The organism is Microtetraspora malaysiensis (genome assembly GCF_001528665.1).
GTDB classification, from domain to species: Bacteria; Actinomycetota; Actinomycetes; order Streptosporangiales; family Streptosporangiaceae; genus Microtetraspora_A; species Microtetraspora_A malaysiensis.
Genome location: NZ_BBYJ01000037.1, coordinates 42,882 through 62,237, shown reverse-complemented (window position 1 = coordinate 62,237; position 19,356 = coordinate 42,882). Strand labels below are relative to the sequence as shown.

Sequence of the window (19,356 nt, the reverse complement as noted above, 5' to 3'; positions counted from 1 at the left end):
CATGCAACAGGAGCAGTGACGGGCCGGGCTCCCCTCCGTCGACCGCGTGCGGTCGGCGGAGGGATCCCCGCCGACCGCGTCGCCATTACTCGGACGAAGCCTTGGCACCTTGCAGGATGTCCAGCGCCTCGAGGAGGTGAACCCGGAACCGTTCGTGGTTCTCACTCATCGGGAAGTGCCCGATCTCCGGCATCGTGATGAACCTGCCGTTCTTGATCTGCCCAGCGGTGCGTGCGCTGTCCTCAGGCGTGGTGAGGTAGTCGTACTCGCCGGTGAGCATGACAACCGGACACCGGTCGCCGTCGATCTCGCCCAGTCGACCCCTCAGATCGTGGTCGACCGAGTAGAAGTGCAGGTCGCCCTTGAACGCCTCGGAGCCCTGGGAATAGTAGAACCAGGTCTTCCAGCGATCCGACTCGGGCGATTGCGGTGCCATCAGGTCCCAGACCCCGCTGGCGCAGACCTGCGCGGCGTTGGCCTGCGGATGCTGCCACCAGTCGAGGTAAAAGCCCGGCGAGTAGTCGGCACCCTCGACCGCGAGCACACCGGCGAACCGGTCCGGATGGCGCAGCGCCAGTTGCAGGGCGATGGTCCCGCCGAAGGACGACCCCATGAACAAGGGGTTCTCGAGTTCCAGGGCGTCACACAGAGCCACGATGAAGTTGGCGTAGTGGTCCGCAGTGAGCTTGTACTCCTCCTTCCACCACTCGGTGTTCTCCGGCGGATCCGACTTACCGTGTCGCGGCAGGTCATAGGCGATGACGCGGTACTGAGAGGTGATCTCTTCGTCCTCCAGCAGCCCGCGCCACTGGTGATTGTGACATCCGGCGGTGTGCTGGCACACCAGCGGCTGACCGGTGCCGTTCTCGAGGTAGAAGACCTTGTACTCGAGGCCGTCGACCTCAAGAGTGACGTAGTGCCCGGTGACCGGGGAGATCCTGCTCATGTCACTTCCCTTCTCAGACCGGCGAGCCGATGACGCGGAGCAGCTCGATCTGGCGCGTGATGCAGCGGAGGTTCTGCATGAGAACGAGCAGATCGCCCTCCAGTCGCATGTCGCGCTGGAAGCTGGCCGCCCAGATCCCGTGATACATGGGCGCCGGCACCGGCTTGCCGAACTCACGCCAGGTCTCCGCGCTCGCCCGGATGGCGAACTGGTAGGGCACGTCAAGCGGGCCCGGGTCGACCGCGACCTCCGTGACCTTCCCGGACTCGACCCGCACCACGAACGTGTGTTCGGTGGCGTCGATCAAGTACGAGCAGTTGAAGTACTTGCCATGCGCCTGGATCTCGGCGTCACTGTCGCTGGCATCGGCGAAGGCCTCGGCCCACGCCTGTCGCGACGGGGCACGAGTGGACACCGTCATCGGCTGCTCCTCTCAGGGGAAGGGATTGACCGGCTACCGACGTCTCACGCGGCGGCCTGTTCTCAATCCAAAGCCCCTGTCGGGCCAGCGGTCTAATACCGCTCATCAACCGATCGATAGGCCGGACGAATTGGTTAGAAGTACGTCACACGACGTAACATCGACGCGTGGTCGAACCGCCCGAGCTGCGCCTGCTGCGTTACTTCGTAGCTGTCGCTCAGGAGCTGCACTTCGGGCGCGCGGCAGCCCGGCTCCACATCAGCCAGCCGTCCCTGAGTGTGCAGATCCGCAAGCTTGAGCACCAGCTCGGCGCCCAGCTCCTGGAACGCAACAGCCGGCACGTGATGCTCACCCCCGCCGGCGAGGTCCTGCTGGACGAAGCCGAACGGCTCCTGACCAGTGCCGAACGCCTCGCCGTGGTCACCCGCCAGGCCGCGGACAACGGCGGCGGGGGCAGCCTCATCGTCGGATTCCAGGCCAATGCCGCAGCCGAGCTGACGCCGAAGATCCTGGCCGCCTTCCAGGCTCGGTATCCGCGCGTTCAGGTGGAAATGCGGTCCCACGACTTCGCGGATCCCTATGTCGGGTTGTCCAACGGAAGCACTGACGTGGCGTTCGTACGACCTCCCATCCTCTTGCAGGACTGGCTTTGCGTGGAGACCCTGTTCGTCGAACCCCGCGTGCTGGTGACGTCCGCAAACTGCCATCTCGCCGGGCGAGAACGCGTCTCGATCGAGGACGTTCTCGACGAGCCCTTCGTCGGGCGCCGCGCCCCCGAGTACTGGCGCGACTTCTGGCTCGCCGTCGACTGCCGTGGCCCACATACCGTCCGCCTCGGAGCCGAGGTCGGCAGCGTCGACGAGTGCTTCGAGGCGATTCTGTCCAGCCGCGGCGTGGCGTTCACGCAGGCCTCCACCCAGCGTTTCTACTCCCGCCCCGGGTTGGCGTTCGTCCCTGTGGACGGGCTACCCCCGTCCCCTCTGGCGATCGCCTGGCGCAACGACATGAACGCGCGGCCCGTGCAGCAGTTCGTCGAGACCGCCCGTATGCTCGCCACTCTCGATCTCGTTCCCGCCGCCACGCCCAGCTCGACGTCGGCCATGCCGGAAACAATCGCCAACATAACCCGATAGGGGCCTCCCCTTGATCGGGGGACAGCTCGAGACCGTGGTCTTGCTGTTCGAACCCTCCAATGCGCTCAGCCTCCGACCTCCTGTCCTCATCGCCCCTACGAAAGGCCTCGATCGGCACGGTGTGCGATGCGGCCGCGTCCACCCACGCCGCCGAGGAACTATCGCCAAGGGCACGCACGGCACGCGGGCGTCCTCCAGCCTCCAGTGGTGGGACAGCGACGTTCGGCCGCGCCCTTTACAGCGTAGATTTCCAGGTTCGTTTGAACACGGGCCACTCCTCTGGCTGGAGGACGGGCGAATGCGGCGACACGCCGGCCAGACATCTGTCACCGGCTGGCACTGTCCGACAGGGCGAGTCTTGGTGACACCTGGGTGACACAACGGAAGAGCCACGAAATCCGATCATGGACTCCGTGGCTCTGACCTGCGAAAACGCGGTCGGGACGACAGGATTTGAACCTGCGACCCCTTGACCCCCAGGCAAAACCGGTGGGGGCGGGACCATAGGCCATACCTACGGTCCACGTAGATGACGGGGGTGACGACCGCCTCCGGGTCGGGCCGCCCGCCGGCCCGCCCTCGCCGCCGGCAGGAGTTCTCGGGGTCGGCAGGGCGAGCCCGAGGGCGGGATCGCCGCCCGTCAGTGGTCGGTGCGCAGGGCCTCGGCGGAGAAGCCCGCAATCTCCTTGTACCGCTGCGAGATCTCCGCCAGCTCCTCCACCTTGATCACGTCGTCGATGGAGTCGAACGGCCGGTCCCCCGTCCGCTGCCACACCTCATGGATGATCACGTCCGGTGGCATGCTGCGGTTGGCCAGCACCACCTGGGCGGTCGCGGGCAGCCGCTCGGCCTCGTAGGCCCGCAGGGCGCTCATCGGGTCCGGCGCGGTGCTCAGATGATTGCGCAGCGCGCGGGCGTCGAGGATCGCCTGGCCGGCCCCGTTGGAGCCGCGCGGCACCATCGGGTGGGCGGCGTCGCCGAGCAGGGTGATGCGGCCCACGCTCCAGTGGTCGAGCGGGTCCTGGTCGACCATCGGGTACTCCAGGACGGTCTGCGAGCCGCGCATCATCGCCGGCACGTCGAGCCAGTCGAAGTGCCAGTCCTCGAAGGCGCCGATGAAGTCTTCCAGGTGGCCTCGCCGGTTCCAGTCGCGTTGCAGGTGGCGGGGGGTCTGGATCTCGACGACCCAGTTGAGGAGCTGGTCGCCGTCCGGCAGGTTCCTGATCGGGTAGGCGACGAGTTTGCCACGGTCGATCCAGCCGGCCCGCACCATGCTGGCCCCGGACAGGAACGGCCTGCCCTTGGTCACGCCCCGCCACATGTTGATGCCGGAGTAGCGCGGCTCGCCCTCGTCGGGGTGGAGTTGCTTGCGCAGTGCCGAGTGGATGCCGTCGCAGGCGACCAGGGCGCGGGCCCGTACGGAGGGCAGGTCGTCGCCGCCGGGGCCGGTGAAGTGGGCGGTGACGCCGTGTTCGTCCTGTTCGGCGCGGACGCAGCGGTGGCCGAGCACGACCGCGTCGTGGCCGAGGCGCTCGCGTACCGCGGCCAGGAGGAGGGCCTGCAGGTCGCCGCGGTGGATGGAGTACTGCGGGTGGTCGTATCCGGCGTGCCGGCCGGCGGGCTCGCGGTAGATGAGCTGGCCGAAGCGGTTGAAGAAGACCGATTCCCTGGTGACGACGGCGACCTGGCCCAGTTGCTCGCCGAGGCCGAGCCGGTGCAGGACGCGGGTGGCGTGCGGCAGCAGGTTGATGCCCACACCCACCGCACCGACCTCGGGCACGGCCTCGTAGACACGGCAGCCGATTCCGGCGTCGTGCAGTTCGAGCGCGAGCACCAGGCCGGCGATGCCGGCGCCGACGATGAGGATTTCGGTGGAAGGGCTCGCGGGATCGGGGGACCATCGCGGCATGAAGACTCCTGGCTCCTGTGCGGGGTGCGCCGGCCGGGCGGGAATGAGGGGCCGGCGTCGGCGCCGGGTCGGGCGCCGAGCACATGGTGCCATCGTGTTGTCTATTGTGCACGGATTCGGGGTGTTATTTCTGCTATACAGAACAGCATGTTTGACACCCTCCCTCCGTACACCATCGGATCAGTGGACAAGGCGCTACTCATCCTCCTCATGATCCGGGACCGAGGGGAGGTGCGGGTCACCGACGTCAGCGACGAGCTGGGGGTGGCCCGTTCGACGGCCCATCGGCTGCTGCTCACCCTGGCCCACCGCGGTTTCGTCGCCCAGGACCGGGTCAGCCGGGCCTACCGCGCGGGTCGGGTGGTGGTGGAGATCGGGCTGTCCGCGGTGGGCGGGCTCGACGTGCGGCGTAAGGCCAGGCGGCACATGGAGTGGCTGGCAGCCGAGTTGCACGAGACGGTCAACCTGCTCGTGCTAGAGGGCAACGGCGTCCGGTTCATCGACGGGGCGGAGGGTGACCGGCCGCTGCGGGTGTCCTCGCGTACCGGGGCGTTGTTGCCGGCGCACAGCACCTCGGGCGGGAAGGTCCTGCTCGCGGAGCTGCCTGACGAGGAGGTGCTGGCGTTGTTCCCGGACGGTCTTACGCGGGTCACCGACCGCACCATCACCGATCCCGACGCGTTGCGGGCGGAGTTGCGCAGTGTGCGCGACCTTGGCTACGGGGTGAACCATGAGGAGAGCGCGGCCGGGCTGGACGCGGTGGCGGTGTGCGTGCGCGACCATCTGGGGCGGGCGCTGGCGGCGCTCGCGGTGAGCCTGCCTCACCAGCGCATGACGCAGGGCAATCTGCACATGATGTTGCCCTTGCTGCGGGCGGCGGCCGAGGCCATCAGCCAGGATCTGTGACGCGATGGCCACAGCCGGCGACGGGGTTGTCCGACGGAGTTGTTCCGTCATACAGAATCTCTGACCGTTCGATTCCCTTTTACGCAAACCCGCCGTAGCTTCTGGCAACGAACCAGCAGATCCGGGCGCTGTGCCACGAAACGGGTAGATGTCATGATTCAGCATGAAAACGATAGAGTCCGCGAGCTTACGCGCGGGTGGCGCCGGTGAGCTACAACGACTACGACGCCCCCCACGCCGACCTGCGCGAGCTGATCGAGCGTATTGACCGCTCCGGGCAACTGATGCGGGTCGCCGGCGTCGACCCGCACCTCGAGCTCGGCACCCTGATCGAGCTCATCGCGCACCGCGGCGGCGAGGGCGGCCCGGCCGTCCTGTTCGACGAGCTAGCCGGCGCCAAGCCCGGCCACCGCGCCTTCTCCGGCGCCACCAACTCCGCCGCGCGGCTGGCGCTCACCCTCGGCCTGCCGGCCCCCCGCCATCCGCTCGACGTCGTGCGCGCCTACCGGGACCGGATGAAGACCCACACGCCCATCCCGCCGGTCACCGTGGACCATGGCCCCGTACTGGACAACGTCCTGCGCGACGACGAGGTGGACGTGACCGCGCTGGTCGCGCCCTTCCTGCACGAGCGGGACGGCGGCCGCTACATCGGCACCGACGACCTGGTCATCATGCGCGACCCGGACGACGGCTGGGTCAACATCGGCACCTACCGCAGCATGGTGCACGGCCCCGACCGGGTGGGGCTGTGGATCTCCCCCGGCAAGCAGGGCAGGCAGATCAGGGAGAAGTACTTCTCCCGCGGCGAGCCCTGCCCGGTCCTGATCTCCTGCGGCCACGACCCGCTGCTCTTCCTGGCCTCGGGCAACGAGCTGCGCTACGGCCTGTCGGAGTACGACTACGCGGGCGGCCACCGCGGGCAGCCGTTCGAGGTGGTGGCCTCGGAGCTTTACGGGCTGCCCATGCCGGCACGGGCGGAGCTGGTGCTGGAGGGCGAGATGTACCCGGGTGAGGTCGCGCCCGAGGGGCCGTTCGGTGAGTTCACCGGCTACTACGCCGGCGGCCGCTCGGATCAGCCGGTGGTGCGTGTCCGCCGGGTCTACCACCGCAACGACCCCATCGTGACGGTCGCCTCCCCGATCAGGCCCCCCTCGAACTTCTCCTACAGCAAGTGCGTGATGAAGGCCGGGATGATCTGGGACGAGGTGGAGCGGGCCGGGTTGTCCGGCGTGCAGGGCGTGTGGTGCCACGAGGCGGGCGCCGCCCGGCTCTTCAACGTCATCTCGATCAAGCAGGCGTACGACGGCCATGCCAAGCAGGCAGGGCTGCTCGCCGCGTCCTGCCAGTCGGGCTCCTACCTGGGGCGGTTCGTGGTCGTGGTGGACGAGGACATCGACCCGACCAACACCTTCGACGTGTTGTGGGCCATGTCCACCCGGTGCGACCCGGTGGACGACATCGAGATCATCCGTCGGGCATGGAGCGGGCCGCTCGACCCCCGCATCCCGCACGGGCAGACGCACAACTCGCGGGCCGTCATCATGGCCGTCCGCCCTTACGACCGGTTCGCCGACTTCCCGCCCGTCGCCGAGGCGAGTCCGGAACTGCGTGACGAGGTCGCGCGCAAGTTCGCCGACGTTCTGGCCGGGCTCGGCTCCCCATCCCCCCACGTATCAAAGGAAGCAGAATGAGCAGGCTCCGTCCGGCCGCGGTCGCCGCAGTGACCGCCACCCTGGCCCTCGGCCTCACCGCGTGCGGCAGCGACACCACCTCCGCCGACGCGTCCGGCGCGTCCGACGATGACGGCGCCACCATCACCTACGGCATCTACGAGCCCGGGGCCGACTCCGGCTACCTGCTGATGGGCCAGGAGAAGAACTTCTTCGCCAAGCACGGCGTCAAGGTCAACATCGTGCAGCTGAAGAGCGCTCAGCAGGCGTTCCCCGCGCTGCTGGCCAAGCAGGTCGACGTGATCCAGGGCAACCCGAGCGAGGCGCTGCTCGCCGTGCAGAAGGGCGCGAAGCTGAAGTTCGTCGGCTCCACCATGCCCGGCCAGAACTACGCGCTCTACGCCAAGAGCGACGTCGCCTCCCTGTCCGCCATGGCCGGCACCACGCTCGGCGTCTCCACCCCGACCGGCCTGCCGGCCGTGGTGGCCAAGGCGATGATGCTCCAGTCCTCCGTCGATCCCTCCTCGGTGAAGCTGGTCAACTCCGGCGGCTCCTCCGACCGGTACAAGGCGGTGGTCGCCGGGCAGATCCAGGTCGCCTCCGCGCCGCTGGACTACACCGCGCAGGCCGCCAAGGACGGCGTCAAACTGCTCGGCCGGGCCAAGGACGTGGTGCCCGACTTCCCCAGGTACGCGCTCATCACCCGAGACGACGTGCTGCAGGCCAAGGGCCAGGGGGTCACCGGTCTCATCACCGGTCTGGTCGAAGGTATCCGCTACGCCAACGACCACCCCGACGAGGCCCAGGCGCTGGCCGCCAAGACGCTGAAGGTAGCGGCCACCGACCCGATGGTCGCGGAGACGTACAAGGAATTCCGCGACGGCGGCTACCTGGCGCTGAACGGCGAGATCCCGGTCAAGCAGATCAAATACCTGGCCGACCTGCAGGTCAAGATCGGCATCACCAAGAGTGCGATCCCGGTGGACCCGATGGTGGACGACACCTACCGGCAGAAGGCCGTCGCCAAGATCGGACAGGTCGCCTCCCACTACTACGGGGACGCCCAGTGAGCGGCGACCTCGCGGTGGACGTCCGCGCCGTGTCGAAGGTCTTCCGGGACGACAAGGGCCGCGACGTCCAAGCGCTGCGGGAGGTGTCGTTCCAGGTCCGCCGCTCGCAGATCGTGGCGCTGACCGGGCGCAGCGGATGCGGCAAGACCACGCTGCTGCGCATCATCATGGGTCTGGAACACCCGACCTCCGGCACGGTCGACGTGGACGGCGAACCCGTGCACGGCCCCGGGGTCAACCGCGGCATCGTCTTCCAGAACGCCGAACTGCTGCCCTGGCGCACCGCGCTCGGCAACGTCGAGTTCGGCCTGGAAGCCCGCCGACTGCCCAAGGCGCAGCGGCGCGAGACCGCCGAGCGGGCGATCGAACTGGTCGGGCTGAAAGACGCGGCCCACCGCCGCCCGCACGAGCTGTCCGGCGGCATGCGCCAGCGCGTCGGCATCGCCCGCGCCCTCGCCATCGACCCCGCCGTGCTGCTCATGGACGAGCCCTTCTCCGCGCTCGACGCGCAGACCAGGGAGAAGATGCAGGCCGAGCTGCTGGAGATCCACGAGCGGACCGGCAAGACCATCATCTTCGTCTCCCATGACATCGACGAATCCGTGCTGCTCGCCGACCGCGTGGTCACCCTCGTACCCGACCCCGGCCGGGTGCACGGCGTGCTCGACACCGCCTTCGGCGCCTCCACTTCCCTGGAGGAGCGCCGCGGCTCGGCGCAGTTCGCCCAACGCCGCCACGAGCTGCTGCAACTCGTGCACGGCCGGGAGATCCAGCAGCAGGATGGAGTGTCCGTATGACCGCTCTGGCAGACCAGGCGGCACCCGTCGAAGACGAGACCACGCTGTCGAGGAAGATCCGGTCCCAGCGCCGCGGCGGGCGCGACCGGCTGGTCACCACCGCCGGCGTGGTCGTCCTGCTGATCATCTGGGAGATCGCCGCGCGGCAGGTCGACCCGATCCTGGCCGCGCCGCCCAGCGCCGTCTTCACGGCGCTGATCGGCATGGTCGGCGACGGCTCTCTGCCGACCGCGGTGTGGGAGAGCGCCCAGCCCTTCCTGGTCGGGTACGTGCTGGCCATCGTGGTCGGCGTGCCGGTGGGACTGCTCATCGGCCGGTTCCGGCTGGTCGAGGCGGCGATCGGCTGGCTGGTCATCGCCGGGTACGCCATGCCGATGATCGCGCTGACGCCGGTCTTCATGTTGTGGTTCGGGCTGGGCTTCGCGGTCAAGGCCGCGATGGTGATGACCATGACGGTCTTCGCGATCTCCATCAACACCTGGAACGGCGTGCAGAACGTGCCCCGCACTCTCATCGAGGTCGGCACCGCCTTCTGCACCTCGCAGCCGCGCATCCTGAGCCAGATCGTCATCCCCTCCGTCATCCCGTCGATCATGACGGGGTTGCGGATCGGCATCGGCAAGGCCGTGGTCGGCATCGTGATCGCCGAGTTCTTCACCGCGATCGGTGGGGTCGGCGGGGTCATCGTGGACGCCGGGCACAGCTTCCAGCCAGACCGCATGTTCGCCGCGGTCGTCGTGCTGATGCTCGCCGCCGTCGCGCTGACCAGTCTGGTCGGACTGATCGAGCGTTGGCTGGCCCCGTGGAACCGGTCGATCGCGGGAGGTGCGCGGTGAACACGCCGATCGCCGGGGCACCGCGCCGCGTCGTCGTCGGCGTCTCCGGCGCGACCGGCACCGCCTTGGCCGTACGGACGCTGCAACTGCTCGGCGCGGCCGGGGTGGAACGGCATCTCATCGTCAGCCCCTCCGCCCGGCGGACCGCGGCCTACGAACTGCCGGAGGCCACGTTCGACGCCGAGGTGGTGCACAACTTTCGCGACATCGGCGCCTCCATCGCCTCCGGGTCCTACCCGGTGGACGCGATGATCGTGATCCCGTGCAGCGTCAAGACCCTGGGCGCCATTGCCTCGGGGGTGTCGGAGAACCTGCTGGTGCGGGCCGCCGACGTCACGCTCAAGGAACGCCGGCGGCTGGTCCTGTGCGTACGGGAGACGCCGCTGCACCTGGGGCATCTGCGGGCGATGGTCACCGCGACCGAGATCGGCGCGATCATCGCGCCGCCGATGCCCGCGTTCTACTCCATGCCCGAATCGCTGGACGACGTGGTGGACCACATCGTGGCCAGGGCGTTGTCGCTGATCGGCGTGCACGTGCCGGGCGCGCCGCCGTGGCAGGGAGAACCCGCCTCGGCGTCGCGCGCCGAGGGTCGGCGCGCGGCGGCAGAGCCAGGCCGGTAGCGGCGGGCCTTGGCTGGCGCCCGGGCGTCCGAGCAGGTAGGACGTGACCTCCACCAGCTCCCCACGCACCCGCGCCGGGTACCGGGCGCCCGGCGCCCGGCGCCCGGCGCCCGGCGCCAGCGTGATGATCGTCGAGATGTAGGAGACCAGCTCCACCGGGGTGAGACAGGATGTCGGCCAGGTCGGTGCTCTGCATCACCTCGCCGTCCACCTCGCAGCTCATCTCACTGCTGGTGGCCGGCGCCTCGTCCGGGGTGACCGGCCAGGGGCCGATCAGGGTGGTGGCCTCGAACGTCTTGCCCTGCAGCCGCTGCAGGGCGGTACTGCCAGTCCCTGGCGGTCACGTCGTTGAGCACGGTGTAAGCGGCGATGGCGGCCCTGGCCTCGTCCTCGTCCGCGTTCCTGACCTCGGCGCCGATGATCAGGGTCAGCTCGGCCTCTCAGTCCATAGCCTCGGAGGCGGGGCAGAACGACGTCGTCGTACGCGCCGATCAGCGAGCGGCCGTACTTGGCGAAGAGCGTCGGGTATGCGGGCAGCTCGCGACCCATCTCCTTGATGTGGTTGCGGTAGTTGTGCCCGACACAGATGATCTTCTCGGGCCGGGCGCTGGGGGTGTCGTGTCGGAGAACACGGTCGCCGCCCGGATGGCTGAGCTCGGGCTGGCCGGCCGCCCGCCCAAGAAGCGCCGGTCGCTGACCCGGCAGGGCAAACGGCGAGCAGCGCCGGACCTGGTCGGCCGCACATTCACCGCGGTCGCGCCGGACGTGCTGTGGGTCGGCGACGGCACAATGATCGACACCGATGAAGGGCCGCTGTACCTGGCCACCGTTGAGGACCTGTTCTCTCGCCGACTGCTCGGCTACGCCATGTCCGAGCACCACGACGCGGCACTGACCGTCGCTTCACTCCAGATGGCGGTGGCCACCAGGGGCGGGAATGTGGATGGGGTGATTTTTCACTCCGACCGCGGGTCGGAATACACCGCTGCCCGCTACCAGGGCGAATGCCGCAAGCACGGCGTCGTGCAGTCGATGGGCCGGGTGGGATGCGCTCTCGACAACGCCGCAGCCGAGGCGTTGTCAAGAGCACGCTCAAGGTCGAGTACGTGCACCGGCAGCGCTTCCGCACTCGGGCCGAGGCTCGCGTGAAGATCGCAACCTGGATCACCGACTTCTACAACACAAGGAGGAGGCACAGCCCCAACGACGGACTGTCGCCCGTCACATTCGAGCATCAGATGGCCGAGAAGAGGCACACTTCAACGGCCCTGCTGAGGGCCGCTGTGGCATAGGACCGTCTCCACGATTTCAGGGGATTGACATCTGAGCGAATCGAAGGATTACGGAGTGGCCGTCTCTTGTCACATGGATCTCACCCGTGCCAGCGCCAGGTCTAGATCACCCGCACACCATCTCCCTGGACGTGAACTTGGAGTATGCGATTTCGCAGCTCAAGGGCATTCGGACTGCATCGATGGCATGCCGTGGCGTGCCAGCTGTTCAGGGGTGTGCATGACGTGTGGTCCCCATCCGATTTCCGGCCTCATCTGCACGGCGACTCAGTCGACCCCCTCGCGGCGTGATCCACCACATCAGCGGTGTTCGTCAAACCGGAGCAACACCAGTTGATCACTCACCCGACCTTCTGTTTACAAGGAAAGGGCAGGCCGCTCGTTGCTCGCTTGTCGCCCTGCTCGGCTGGTAGATACGGGCCGGTGGAGTGTGCTCGTGAAAGACGGCGTTGCTGTACGGACTGCTGTACAGCATCCCCGAGTTCCACGCCGGCGCCTCGCCCTCGACTCCTTCATTACGGCAATGCCGCGCTGATCCTCGAGTTGGCCTGCCGGTTGCTCTGTCTGCTTGCATCGTCCACTGTCGTGCGCGAGCATCCAGGGTAGTCCGGGGGCGTTGTCACGCAGCTCGTCACGCAGTAGGCGGCGTCCTTCTTAGTTCCTGGCCCCTCATCTGGGAGGTTCTGTGCTCGCCCTTAGCGAACTCTTCCTGGTTGTCGCTCAGTGCGGACTCACCCCATGACATCGACTGCAGCGCGCCTGGCGCTCGTTGCTCTGCTGTTGGCAGCAACAGCTGGTTGTGTGAACAATATAGAGGGGGCTGTGGGAGTCACCCGGGCTCCGAATGGGCACCTGGCGCTAGCTGTCGTCTGGTGCGACAGACCGTCGACCATGGGCGCCTGGATTTTAAAACAAAACCCCTGGAAAGCCGTCGTCGAATACAAGAACCCCGAGGTCGATAGCGTCTCCGACTTCCAAATTCTCGATATAGACTCTCCGGAAGCACCATGGCAGCTCTCATCTGGTCTAGCCAAACTGTATCCGGACGTCGACTATACGGCCGAAGCGTGGCCCGGAGACGGCAAGAACGGAATATTTGGCCAAGTAGGATTCAGACTGAAAGACGTCGAAAAGCTTAAGACAGGACAGGTCTGGCTCGGCACTCCAGGACATGTCGTTACGTGGAATTACTTTCTTGAATACGCCGAGAAAGACGCATGCTCCTAGCCAGGGCTCCGGCGTTCTCTCGGTTTATCCGGTTTGATCACGCTAGGCCGAGGGTTGCGAGGCAACGGACGGGGTCTTGGGCATGGCGGCGGTTGGCTTGGGCGATGTTGGTCCAGCCGCAGAGCTTCAAGATTCCGATGGCGACGTTGCGCAGGGCTGCCATGACGGCGGGCCCCGAGCCGGTACGAACCTGGGAGAAGTCCTCGCGATAGGTGACGTCCCGGATGTGATGCAGGGCTTCGATCTGCCAGTGCGCGCGGATCCATGTGGCCAGCTCCCCGGGTCGGGCCTGGTGTGCGGCGAGACTGGTGACGGCGTAGACGGTGACGGCCTTCCACCGTCCGCCAGAGCGGGTCCGGACTTTGCGGGTGATGCAGACGGCCTGGGCGGCATGCGGAAACAGCAGCCCGGGCCCGATGGCCACGGAGCAGACCTTGATCGAGCGTTTCTCGCTACGGCCATGCCCGTGAACGGTCTCGGTGTGGCCGACCTCGACCTGCCGCCAGGGCAGAGTCTTGAGCTGCTTGTGCAGGGCGGGCTGGTTCTTCTTCACGGTGAGGATGTAGTGCGCTTTCTCTGCTCGACCAGGAAGACGGCATGCTCGCGCTGGGTGTGCAGGGCATCGGCCGTGACCACTGCGCCGACCAGATCCAGCGGCTGGAGCAGCGGAGCGAACGCCGTCAGCTCGTTGCTCTTGCCATCGACCTCGACCTGACCAAGGACCGCCAACGTACGGCTGTCGGTCACCGCGAGCAGATGGGTGGCCCGGCCGGAGCCGGTGTGGTGCCGAGTGCCGCGCAACGCCTTGCCATCGACCGCCAGGCTCCGCCGTCGTCGGCGGAGAGCCGTCCGCCCGGCGGCCTGCTCGACCTCGATCCGGGCCGTGGCCAGGTCGTTCAGCCAGCTGCCGGCCGTAGCCGCGAACGCCACAGCGTCCAGTCCCTCCAGCGCATGCCGGATCGTGGACTCGTCCGGCACCTCATATCGGCGCCGCAGTGGGTCGTAGCGGATCCCCAGCGCAGAAAGGACCCGATCGGGCGCGTCCGCGATCCACTCACCGATCGTTGTCAACGAGGTCGCCCCGGTCAGTGACGCCGCCACCGCGGCACCCAGCAGCGACGTCAGCGAATGTCGCACTCCTCGCGGGTCCCGCGGATCGGGAACCCACGCCAGGTACGCCATCGGCTGCGGTATCCGTCCGGCCAGGGCGTCCCGTTCGGCCTGCGGCAACGCCGCCAGATCGCCAAGGACTGCACAGATCGGCGATGATGAGGGAGCAGGCACGGTCTTCTCTCACGATCAAGGCTTCGACAACCTCATGATCGCGAAGGTCGTGCCTGTTTATGTACTCCCAACCGATCGCCTCGCAAGATCCGGACAACAGGTCTCAAACCGCAACTATGCCGGAGACCTGGGGACAAAGACGGACGAAAAGTCAGAAAGCAGCACACCGAGGCACAGGATGACATTGATCAAGCGGACGAATAATCTGCTGGTTGCCGCAACTCCTCCACCCGGAAACTCTGCTGGTTCAGGGACGTAGCGACGCGAACCAGACGCGCACATCGGGCCGATGAACTTCGCCTCTGTAGTACCTGCGTGCTGGCCTGGACCTGCCCGCCGCCCCACTTGTCAGGATTCCGAGCGGTAGCCGAGCGCCGCATGGATGACATCGTGTCCGTCTCGGAGAGCGCTGTCAGGGACGCCACTCCGGGCGGTAGTCCTCGTGCCAGTCGTAGGCGATGGCCTCCAGGCGCAGCAGGTGCTCGGCCTGGGCGTGCTCTCCGGCATCGACCCAGCTCCCGCCAGCCACGTGAGCCAGGTACTTCAGACGGTCCTGCTTGGCGGCCAGATCGACCAGGACCCAGGCCGGGTCGTTGTGCACGATGTGCCGCTCATACGCAGCGTCCAGGGTGACCGCGATCCGCGGCTGAGTGCAGTCGGGCACCTCCACGTACTGGCGGCCGTACACGCCCTGACGAGAGAAGGACTTCGGATCGTCGGTCGTACGCGAGGGGAACCAGCGGCCCGGCTCGCACGTGGCGGCGATCTGCCAGGACTCGTCGATACGAGCCTGCACGAACGCGATCAGGTCATCCATCGGGGACGCGGACCTCATCACTCGCGGGGAGAGTTACGTATCCATCATGAGCCCGCACGGCCCGGCGCGGGGCGGCAATCCCCCGAAACACTTCTCTCTGCCTGAGGCCAGAGGTTGGTCGTAGTGCCCGGTTCATGACGAGCGAGACAGGCCCGCTGGCGCTTCCAGCGGGCCTGTCTCGCCTGAGGTTGGGGATCAGAGGCCGGGCACGACGGACAGCCTCGCGTGGGAACCCGTACGCCGACCCCTCTCCAGCCTGCGACTGTTCCGTTGACCGTCTGGCCCACGCGGCGGCGCCGACGGCGGTGGAGCCGAAGTGGCGAGTAGCGCGGCGGTGGACTCAGCCGCAGCCCGGGCGACTTCCCGATAGACGCTGGATTCATGCTGCTTTTTGCGGAATTTCACCTCGAATCGCCTCAGACCTCGGCGACATACATCACTGGCAGGGCGACACCTCAACGGCGCGAAACAACTGGCTGAGCCTGGATGCACCGCGTGATTTCTCGTGATCGATTCCTGATCCAATTCGGTCGCGAGGACCGCTTCGCCAGGTGAAGCGCTGTCTCCGGGCATGAGAGAGCCGCTGCGCGCGGGTCACAGCTTGTCCACGTGTCCAAAGGCTCGGGGCGGAGGTTCATGCGCCGGTGGCACGGGTGACCGTGGGGGTCGCGGTGGTGCGGGCAGTGACCGAGGGCATTCGGGCTGGTCAGGCCGCTTGCGCGGGCGGCGGGTCATGGACGGCGTCGAAGACGTTCATCCACGCCTGCTGCCAGTGCCAATGCTGCGGTAGGTGGAGGGTGATGTGACCGCGTCCGTGCCGGGCCAGGCGGGCGGGGGCAGCTACCAACCGGCGGCGGAGTGTGGCACCACGTGCCCTGGCGTGGACGGGACCGGCCAGGCAGCCGGTCGCGCGCAGCAGGTTGTGGGTGATCGTGGCGCAGGTCAGCCACGCGGCGTTCGCGGCGAAGTCACCTGAGGGCAGGTGCGCGAGCGGGCCGCAGACCAGGTCGGCGAAGACCTGCTCGACGATCGCGTGGTCACGATGCTGTTCCTCGGCCTGGGCCAGGTGGAACGGGCTGTCGGTGAAGACCGCGTGATACCGGTATGAGCTGAACAGCTCGTCCTGGCCGCCCGCAGCCTGCGGGTTGAGCCGCTTGACCCGGCGCACGATCAGTCGTGCCGTGACCGCCTGGCCCTTCTTCGAGGTGAAGGCCGTATAGCGGGTCTCGGCGATCTCAGCGTCGGACACCCAGTAGCCGGCCTGCTCATCGAAGATCGCGTTCGGGTAGGCGATCGCCTGCCAGGCGTCATCGTCGATGGCGGCGATCGCTGCTTTGATCTTGGGGTCCATCTTCGCGGTGATGGAGAAGTGCGCGCCCGCGCGGCGGCAGGCGGCGATCACGCCCGCTGCATAGAACGCCGAATCTCCGCGCACGAGGAGGATGCCGGTGGCGCCCGCCGCCCGCGCAGCGGTGATCGACTCGGCCACGAACGATTCCGCGCCACGGGCTGAGCCTGCTTTCCTGCCGCGTAGCCGGGTGCCGGTGATGACCGGAGCGGCCAGCGGCGTCGACAAGGTCGAGGCCAGCACGTTCAACCCGCCTGGGCAAGCCGCCTCGGATGTGTGGCTGCGCGACCTGGTGGCCCAGCTCGACCGCGGCCTCGTTGTCATCGCGAGCAGGGAGCCGCTGCCCTGGCACCAATACGCCTCGGAGTGGGGGCGGATCATCCGCCAACTTCCGTTGGAGGGGCTCCCGATGGATGCGCGGATGGAGTTGCTGACCGACGGCGGCGTCACCGATCCCCGTATGCGACAGGTGATCGCAAAGGCGAGCGTCGGCGTGCCGTTCTACCTGCATCTCGCCGTCGACAGTGAAAGCAGACGGCAGGTGGTCTCCCAGGACGAGATCATGCAGCGCTTCCTCCAGCACGTCGATCCGGACGAGCGCCGATACCTGGAACTGCTGAGCATCACACGCACCTTCGACTTCGAGTTGTTCACCCGACTGGCCCAGGCCTTCCATCTTCCTGCCGGGCAGATCGCGTGGGAGAGGCTGACGTCGTACTCCTTCGTGTATCCCGCGCCGGAGTCGCGGTTCCAGCTGCATCAGCTCATGACCAGTGTTCTGCGGGTGCGGCTGTCGGCTGCGATCAGCCAGGAGGCCCACAGGGTGCTGCATGACCTGTGGAACGAGCGGGCTCGCGGCAGCAACGCTCCAACGGCGCTCCGGGAAGCGGCCTATCACGGCCTCGGTTCCGGGGTGCTGTCCAGCGATCGGCTGCTGGACTACGCCGACCGAATCGCCGCCCTGGGCGGGTCGCAAGGAGTATCCGGCCTGGTCGCCGATCTAAGGGATTTCCTCGAGCAGGGCGAACCCGACGAGGCTCTGGACCAGACGGCGCGGTGCCTGGCCGCCGAGGCGGCCGTCCTGCTCGGGGACGCCGAGAAGATCAACACGTTGACGCCGGGACGATCGTGGTCCCTGACGAGCCGGGCGGGCGCGCGTCTCGCCGTCGCCGCAGGGCATGGACGGCGCATCGGCGGGCAGACGGCCGAGGCGTTGCACATCTACTCGAGCGTCTGGGATGGGCGCGAGGGACCAGAGCGCCACCCCGCAGGCCTGTGGAGCGCGGATCTCCACATGGCCCAGGGCAGATTCCGCCGGGCGTTCCTCTTGGCTGACGAGGTGACTGCCAGCAGTCCTGCGGATGCCCACGTCCTCCGAGGTGACCTCGCCCGGCTGCTGCACCTGGCGTCCCGCTTCAGTTACGACTTCGAGAGGGCCGAGCGGCATCTCCGCGATGCGGAAGCGCGCTACCGCCAAGCGGGAACGGTCATCGGGGCGGCGCTGGTCAAGACCAACCTCGCCGAACTGCTCGCCTGGACGGATCCGGTCTCGGCCATCGCGGTCGCGCGCGAAGCGGTCGAGGCCAACACCGACCTCGGCGCTCTGCACGAGGCAGGCAAGGCGTTCACCGCCCTCGGCCAGGCCCAGCTGGCCATCGGGCACTTCAACGACGCCCGTACATCCCTGGATCACGCTTGCCGCACCTTGGATACGGCCGGCTACCGGTCCGGTCGCGCCAGGGCGGAACTCGTCCGAGCCAGCCTCCACCTTCGCCTCAGACAGGCCGATCAGGCTATGGCCTCCCTCCGGTGGGCGGTGGACGAGCTGGTGGCCGTCGAGGTCTATCCGACGCTGCTCATGGTGGCCGAATACCTGCTCGGAATGCTCGAGCGCACCGACGAGACGATCAGCGCGGCTGCCCAGCAGGCCCGGAACGACATCGAGCCATTGGATTCGCTGGAGGCGTTGGAGGCACGGATGAACGATCACCTGCGGGGGCTGCTCACGTGATGCTCGACCTCTACAACACGGCTATCCAGGCCAGAAACGGCGCCAGCGGCTTCTACAACGACAACATCCGAGTCGACACCCCAAGCGGACCCGTCATCGTCCGCATCCCAATCGCCGGGGCCGACACCATGGACCTTCGGATCTGGCCTGAGCAGGACGTCCTCGCCGCACTAGGTCCCCAGGTCGCCCATGCCCCTCGGCTGCTGCACGTGTCGCAGGAACCGCAGTTCCAAGTTCACGAGTTCATCGCCGGAGACGTCCTCGACGGCATCGCCCCACGGGGCAACCGGGTGCCACCTGCTGTACTGGGAGACGTGGTCGAGCTGTTCGTCCAGCTCACCACGGTTCCATTGGATCGGCTGCCGGAGTTGCCGCCGTCATGGCCCGCCGACGCCGACACGCCCGCCTTCGCCAGGCGACTGTCCGATGTGACCGGACGCGTCTACGACACGTTCCGCGAGCCTTATCAGTCGCTGTTCACCGCGCTCGGCATCCCTGAAGACCCGCTGGCCCCGGTGCTCGGACGCTGGTCAGAACTCACACCGCGACCGTTCGCACTCGTCCACGCGGACGTCCATCGAAAGAACATGATCTACCGGGACGGGCACGTCGTGTTCCTCGACTGGGAGCTCGCCCTGTGGGGCGATCCCGTTTACGAGCTCGCCGTCCACTTCCACAAGATGAGCTACTACGACGACGAGCGGCAGGCCGTACTGGACGGCTGGGTGAAGAACATGCCGGCCGGGTATTCGCAGGGCTGGGAACAGGATCTCGACACCTACCTCGCGCATGAGCGAGTGAAGTCCGCCATCGTCGACACCGTGCGGTACACCCAGCTCCTCACAGGCGGACGACTCAGCACAGCCGAGGAGGATCAGCTGATCGGCAAGCTGACCCGCAAGCTCAACGCTGCAGGAGAGATCTGGGAGTGGAGCTCCCCTGTCAGTACCGCCTACGTCGAAACCCGGGTCCGGCAGAACGGGCGCCCCTGTAAGCCGTCAACAACCTGACTTTCGGATCCGAGGGTTGGGGGTTCGAATCCTCCGCTAACCAGCCCCACCCA

The 19,356-nt window shown here is 67.4% G+C and carries 19 protein-coding genes and 2 pseudogenes; 12 read left to right on the top strand and 9 right to left on the bottom strand.

Annotated elements, in window-relative coordinates:
• Positions 1-85 precede the first annotated feature (85 nt).
• Complete coding sequence (locus AWQ71_RS35935; protein WP_067142547.1) at positions 86-946, bottom strand: alpha/beta fold hydrolase; 861 nt, start codon at positions 944-946, stop codon at positions 86-88.
• A 13-nt stretch (positions 947-959) separates the two neighbouring features.
• The gene (locus AWQ71_RS35930) at positions 960-1,367 is read right to left on the bottom strand and encodes a hypothetical protein (protein WP_067142544.1); all 408 of its coding nucleotides are present in this window, start codon (positions 1,365-1,367) and stop codon (positions 960-962) included.
• Between the two features lie 167 nt (positions 1,368-1,534).
• Here AWQ71_RS35930 and AWQ71_RS35925 point away from each other — a divergent pair, with 167 nt between their 5' ends.
• Positions 1,535-2,500 carry a LysR family transcriptional regulator gene (locus tag AWQ71_RS35925; protein ID WP_218002096.1) on the top strand — a complete coding sequence of 322 codons (966 nt, stop codon included), beginning with the start codon at positions 1,535-1,537 and terminating at the stop codon, positions 2,498-2,500.
• Positions 2,501-3,140: 640 nt separating this feature from the next.
• On the opposite strand, the gene AWQ71_RS35920 is transcribed toward AWQ71_RS35925, so the two are convergent.
• Positions 3,141-4,409: a flavin-dependent oxidoreductase gene (locus AWQ71_RS35920; RefSeq protein ID WP_067142541.1), complete on the bottom strand. Its 1,269-nt coding sequence runs from the start codon at positions 4,407-4,409 to the stop codon at positions 3,141-3,143.
• A 147-nt stretch (positions 4,410-4,556) separates the two neighbouring features.
• Between AWQ71_RS35920 and AWQ71_RS35915 the strand changes: the two genes are divergently transcribed.
• From AWQ71_RS35915 to AWQ71_RS35890, 6 genes are all read left to right on the top strand, one after another.
• Positions 4,557-5,315: an IclR family transcriptional regulator gene (locus AWQ71_RS35915; RefSeq protein ID WP_067142538.1), complete on the top strand. Its 759-nt coding sequence runs from the start codon at positions 4,557-4,559 to the stop codon at positions 5,313-5,315.
• Between the two features lie 206 nt (positions 5,316-5,521).
• Entirely contained in the window at positions 5,522-7,009 is a 1,488-nt protein-coding gene (locus AWQ71_RS35910) for a UbiD family decarboxylase (RefSeq protein ID WP_157570772.1), read from the top strand.
• Positions 7,006-8,058 carry an ABC transporter substrate-binding protein gene (locus AWQ71_RS35905; RefSeq protein WP_067142536.1) on the top strand — a complete coding sequence of 351 codons (1,053 nt, stop codon included), beginning with the start codon at positions 7,006-7,008 and terminating at the stop codon, positions 8,056-8,058. The genes AWQ71_RS35910 and AWQ71_RS35905 overlap by 4 nt, the downstream gene beginning before the upstream one ends.
• A complete protein-coding gene (locus AWQ71_RS35900; protein ID WP_067142533.1) occupies positions 8,055-8,855 on the top strand; it encodes an ABC transporter ATP-binding protein in 801 nt (266 codons plus the stop codon). The genes AWQ71_RS35905 and AWQ71_RS35900 overlap by 4 nt, the downstream gene beginning before the upstream one ends.
• Positions 8,852-9,691: an ABC transporter permease gene (locus AWQ71_RS35895; RefSeq protein WP_067142530.1), complete on the top strand. Its 840-nt coding sequence runs from the start codon at positions 8,852-8,854 to the stop codon at positions 9,689-9,691. The genes AWQ71_RS35900 and AWQ71_RS35895 overlap by 4 nt, the downstream gene beginning before the upstream one ends.
• Positions 9,688-10,314 carry a UbiX family flavin prenyltransferase gene (locus AWQ71_RS35890; protein WP_067142527.1) on the top strand — a complete coding sequence of 209 codons (627 nt, stop codon included), beginning with the start codon at positions 9,688-9,690 and terminating at the stop codon, positions 10,312-10,314. Before AWQ71_RS35895 ends, AWQ71_RS35890 begins: the two co-directional genes overlap by 4 nt.
• A 169-nt stretch (positions 10,315-10,483) precedes the next feature.
• Here AWQ71_RS35890 and AWQ71_RS44775 read toward each other — a convergent pair.
• Both AWQ71_RS44775 and AWQ71_RS44770 read right to left on the bottom strand, forming a co-directional pair.
• Positions 10,484-10,745 (bottom strand): annotated as a pseudogene (locus AWQ71_RS44775) (fumarylacetoacetate hydrolase family protein); the annotation flags it as partial.
• Between the two features lie 40 nt (positions 10,746-10,785).
• A pseudogene (locus AWQ71_RS44770) lies at positions 10,786-10,902 on the bottom strand (fumarylacetoacetate hydrolase family protein); the annotation flags it as partial.
• Between the two features lie 30 nt (positions 10,903-10,932).
• On the opposite strand from AWQ71_RS44770, the gene AWQ71_RS35885 reads away from it, so the two are divergent.
• The 3 genes from AWQ71_RS35885 to AWQ71_RS42255 all read left to right on the top strand — a co-directional run bounded on the left by AWQ71_RS35885 (position 10,933) and on the right by AWQ71_RS42255 (position 12,833).
• A complete protein-coding gene (locus tag AWQ71_RS35885; protein WP_157570771.1) occupies positions 10,933-11,463 on the top strand; it encodes a DDE-type integrase/transposase/recombinase in 531 nt (176 codons plus the stop codon).
• A complete protein-coding gene (locus AWQ71_RS44765; protein WP_369407236.1) occupies positions 11,361-11,606 on the top strand; it encodes an IS3 family transposase in 246 nt (81 codons plus the stop codon). The genes AWQ71_RS35885 and AWQ71_RS44765 overlap by 103 nt, the downstream gene beginning before the upstream one ends.
• A 738-nt stretch (positions 11,607-12,344) precedes the next feature.
• The gene (locus AWQ71_RS42255; RefSeq protein WP_157570769.1) at positions 12,345-12,833 is read left to right on the top strand and encodes a hypothetical protein; all 489 of its coding nucleotides are present in this window, start codon (positions 12,345-12,347) and stop codon (positions 12,831-12,833) included.
• A gap of 37 nt (positions 12,834-12,870) precedes the next feature.
• Here the strand turns inward: AWQ71_RS42255 and AWQ71_RS44515 are convergent, their stop codons facing one another.
• The 4 genes from AWQ71_RS44515 to AWQ71_RS35870 form a co-directional block, all read right to left on the bottom strand.
• Entirely contained in the window at positions 12,871-13,386 is a 516-nt protein-coding gene (locus AWQ71_RS44515) for an ISAs1 family transposase (protein ID WP_218002095.1), read from the bottom strand.
• Positions 13,383-14,015 (bottom strand): ISAs1 family transposase, encoded by a 633-nt coding sequence (locus AWQ71_RS44510; RefSeq protein WP_281196480.1) that lies wholly within the window; start codon positions 14,013-14,015, stop codon positions 13,383-13,385. The genes AWQ71_RS44515 and AWQ71_RS44510 overlap by 4 nt, the downstream gene beginning before the upstream one ends.
• Positions 14,016-14,529: 514 nt before the next feature.
• Positions 14,530-14,934, bottom strand: coding sequence for a DUF6221 family protein (locus AWQ71_RS35875; RefSeq protein ID WP_067142524.1), 405 nt, complete (start codon positions 14,932-14,934; stop codon positions 14,530-14,532).
• A gap of 706 nt (positions 14,935-15,640) precedes the next feature.
• Positions 15,641-16,483, bottom strand: coding sequence for an IS1380 family transposase (locus AWQ71_RS35870; protein WP_245658859.1), 843 nt, complete (start codon positions 16,481-16,483; stop codon positions 15,641-15,643).
• Between AWQ71_RS35870 and AWQ71_RS35865 the strand changes: the two genes are divergently transcribed.
• Both AWQ71_RS35865 and AWQ71_RS35860 read left to right on the top strand, forming a co-directional pair.
• Positions 16,383-18,293 carry a tetratricopeptide repeat protein gene (locus tag AWQ71_RS35865; RefSeq protein ID WP_245658861.1) on the top strand — a complete coding sequence of 637 codons (1,911 nt, stop codon included), beginning with the start codon at positions 16,383-16,385 and terminating at the stop codon, positions 18,291-18,293. The two genes, AWQ71_RS35870 and AWQ71_RS35865, sit on opposite strands and share 101 nt — an antisense overlap.
• Positions 18,293-19,303, top strand: coding sequence for a phosphotransferase family protein (locus tag AWQ71_RS35860; protein WP_067142517.1), 1,011 nt, complete (start codon positions 18,293-18,295; stop codon positions 19,301-19,303). Before AWQ71_RS35865 ends, AWQ71_RS35860 begins: the two co-directional genes overlap by 1 nt.
• The last annotated feature ends 53 nt before the right edge of the window (positions 19,304-19,356 follow it).

Excerpts from the sequence above, each read along its gene's own strand:
- AWQ71_RS35935 (WP_067142547.1), bottom strand. The coding sequence starts at position 946 with ATGAGCAGGATCTCCCCGGTCACCGGGCACTACGTCACTCTTGAGGTC.
- AWQ71_RS35930 (WP_067142544.1), bottom strand. The coding sequence starts at position 1,367 with ATGACGGTGTCCACTCGTGCCCCGTCGCGACAGGCGTGGGCCGAGGCC.
- AWQ71_RS35920 (WP_067142541.1), bottom strand. The coding sequence starts at position 4,409 with ATGCCGCGATGGTCCCCCGATCCCGCGAGCCCTTCCACCGAAATCCTC.
- AWQ71_RS35915 (WP_067142538.1), top strand. The coding sequence starts at position 4,557 with ATGTTTGACACCCTCCCTCCGTACACCATCGGATCAGTGGACAAGGCG.
- AWQ71_RS35905 (WP_067142536.1), top strand. The coding sequence starts at position 7,006 with ATGAGCAGGCTCCGTCCGGCCGCGGTCGCCGCAGTGACCGCCACCCTG.
- AWQ71_RS35895 (WP_067142530.1), top strand. The coding sequence starts at position 8,852 with ATGACCGCTCTGGCAGACCAGGCGGCACCCGTCGAAGACGAGACCACG.
- AWQ71_RS44765 (WP_369407236.1), top strand. The coding sequence starts at position 11,361 with ATGCGCTCTCGACAACGCCGCAGCCGAGGCGTTGTCAAGAGCACGCTC.
- AWQ71_RS42255 (WP_157570769.1), top strand. The coding sequence starts at position 12,345 with ATGACATCGACTGCAGCGCGCCTGGCGCTCGTTGCTCTGCTGTTGGCA.
- AWQ71_RS44510 (WP_281196480.1), bottom strand. The coding sequence starts at position 14,015 with ATGGCGTACCTGGCGTGGGTTCCCGATCCGCGGGACCCGCGAGGAGTG.
- AWQ71_RS35875 (WP_067142524.1), bottom strand. The coding sequence starts at position 14,934 with ATGGATGACCTGATCGCGTTCGTGCAGGCTCGTATCGACGAGTCCTGG.
- AWQ71_RS35860 (WP_067142517.1), top strand. The coding sequence starts at position 18,293 with ATGCTCGACCTCTACAACACGGCTATCCAGGCCAGAAACGGCGCCAGC.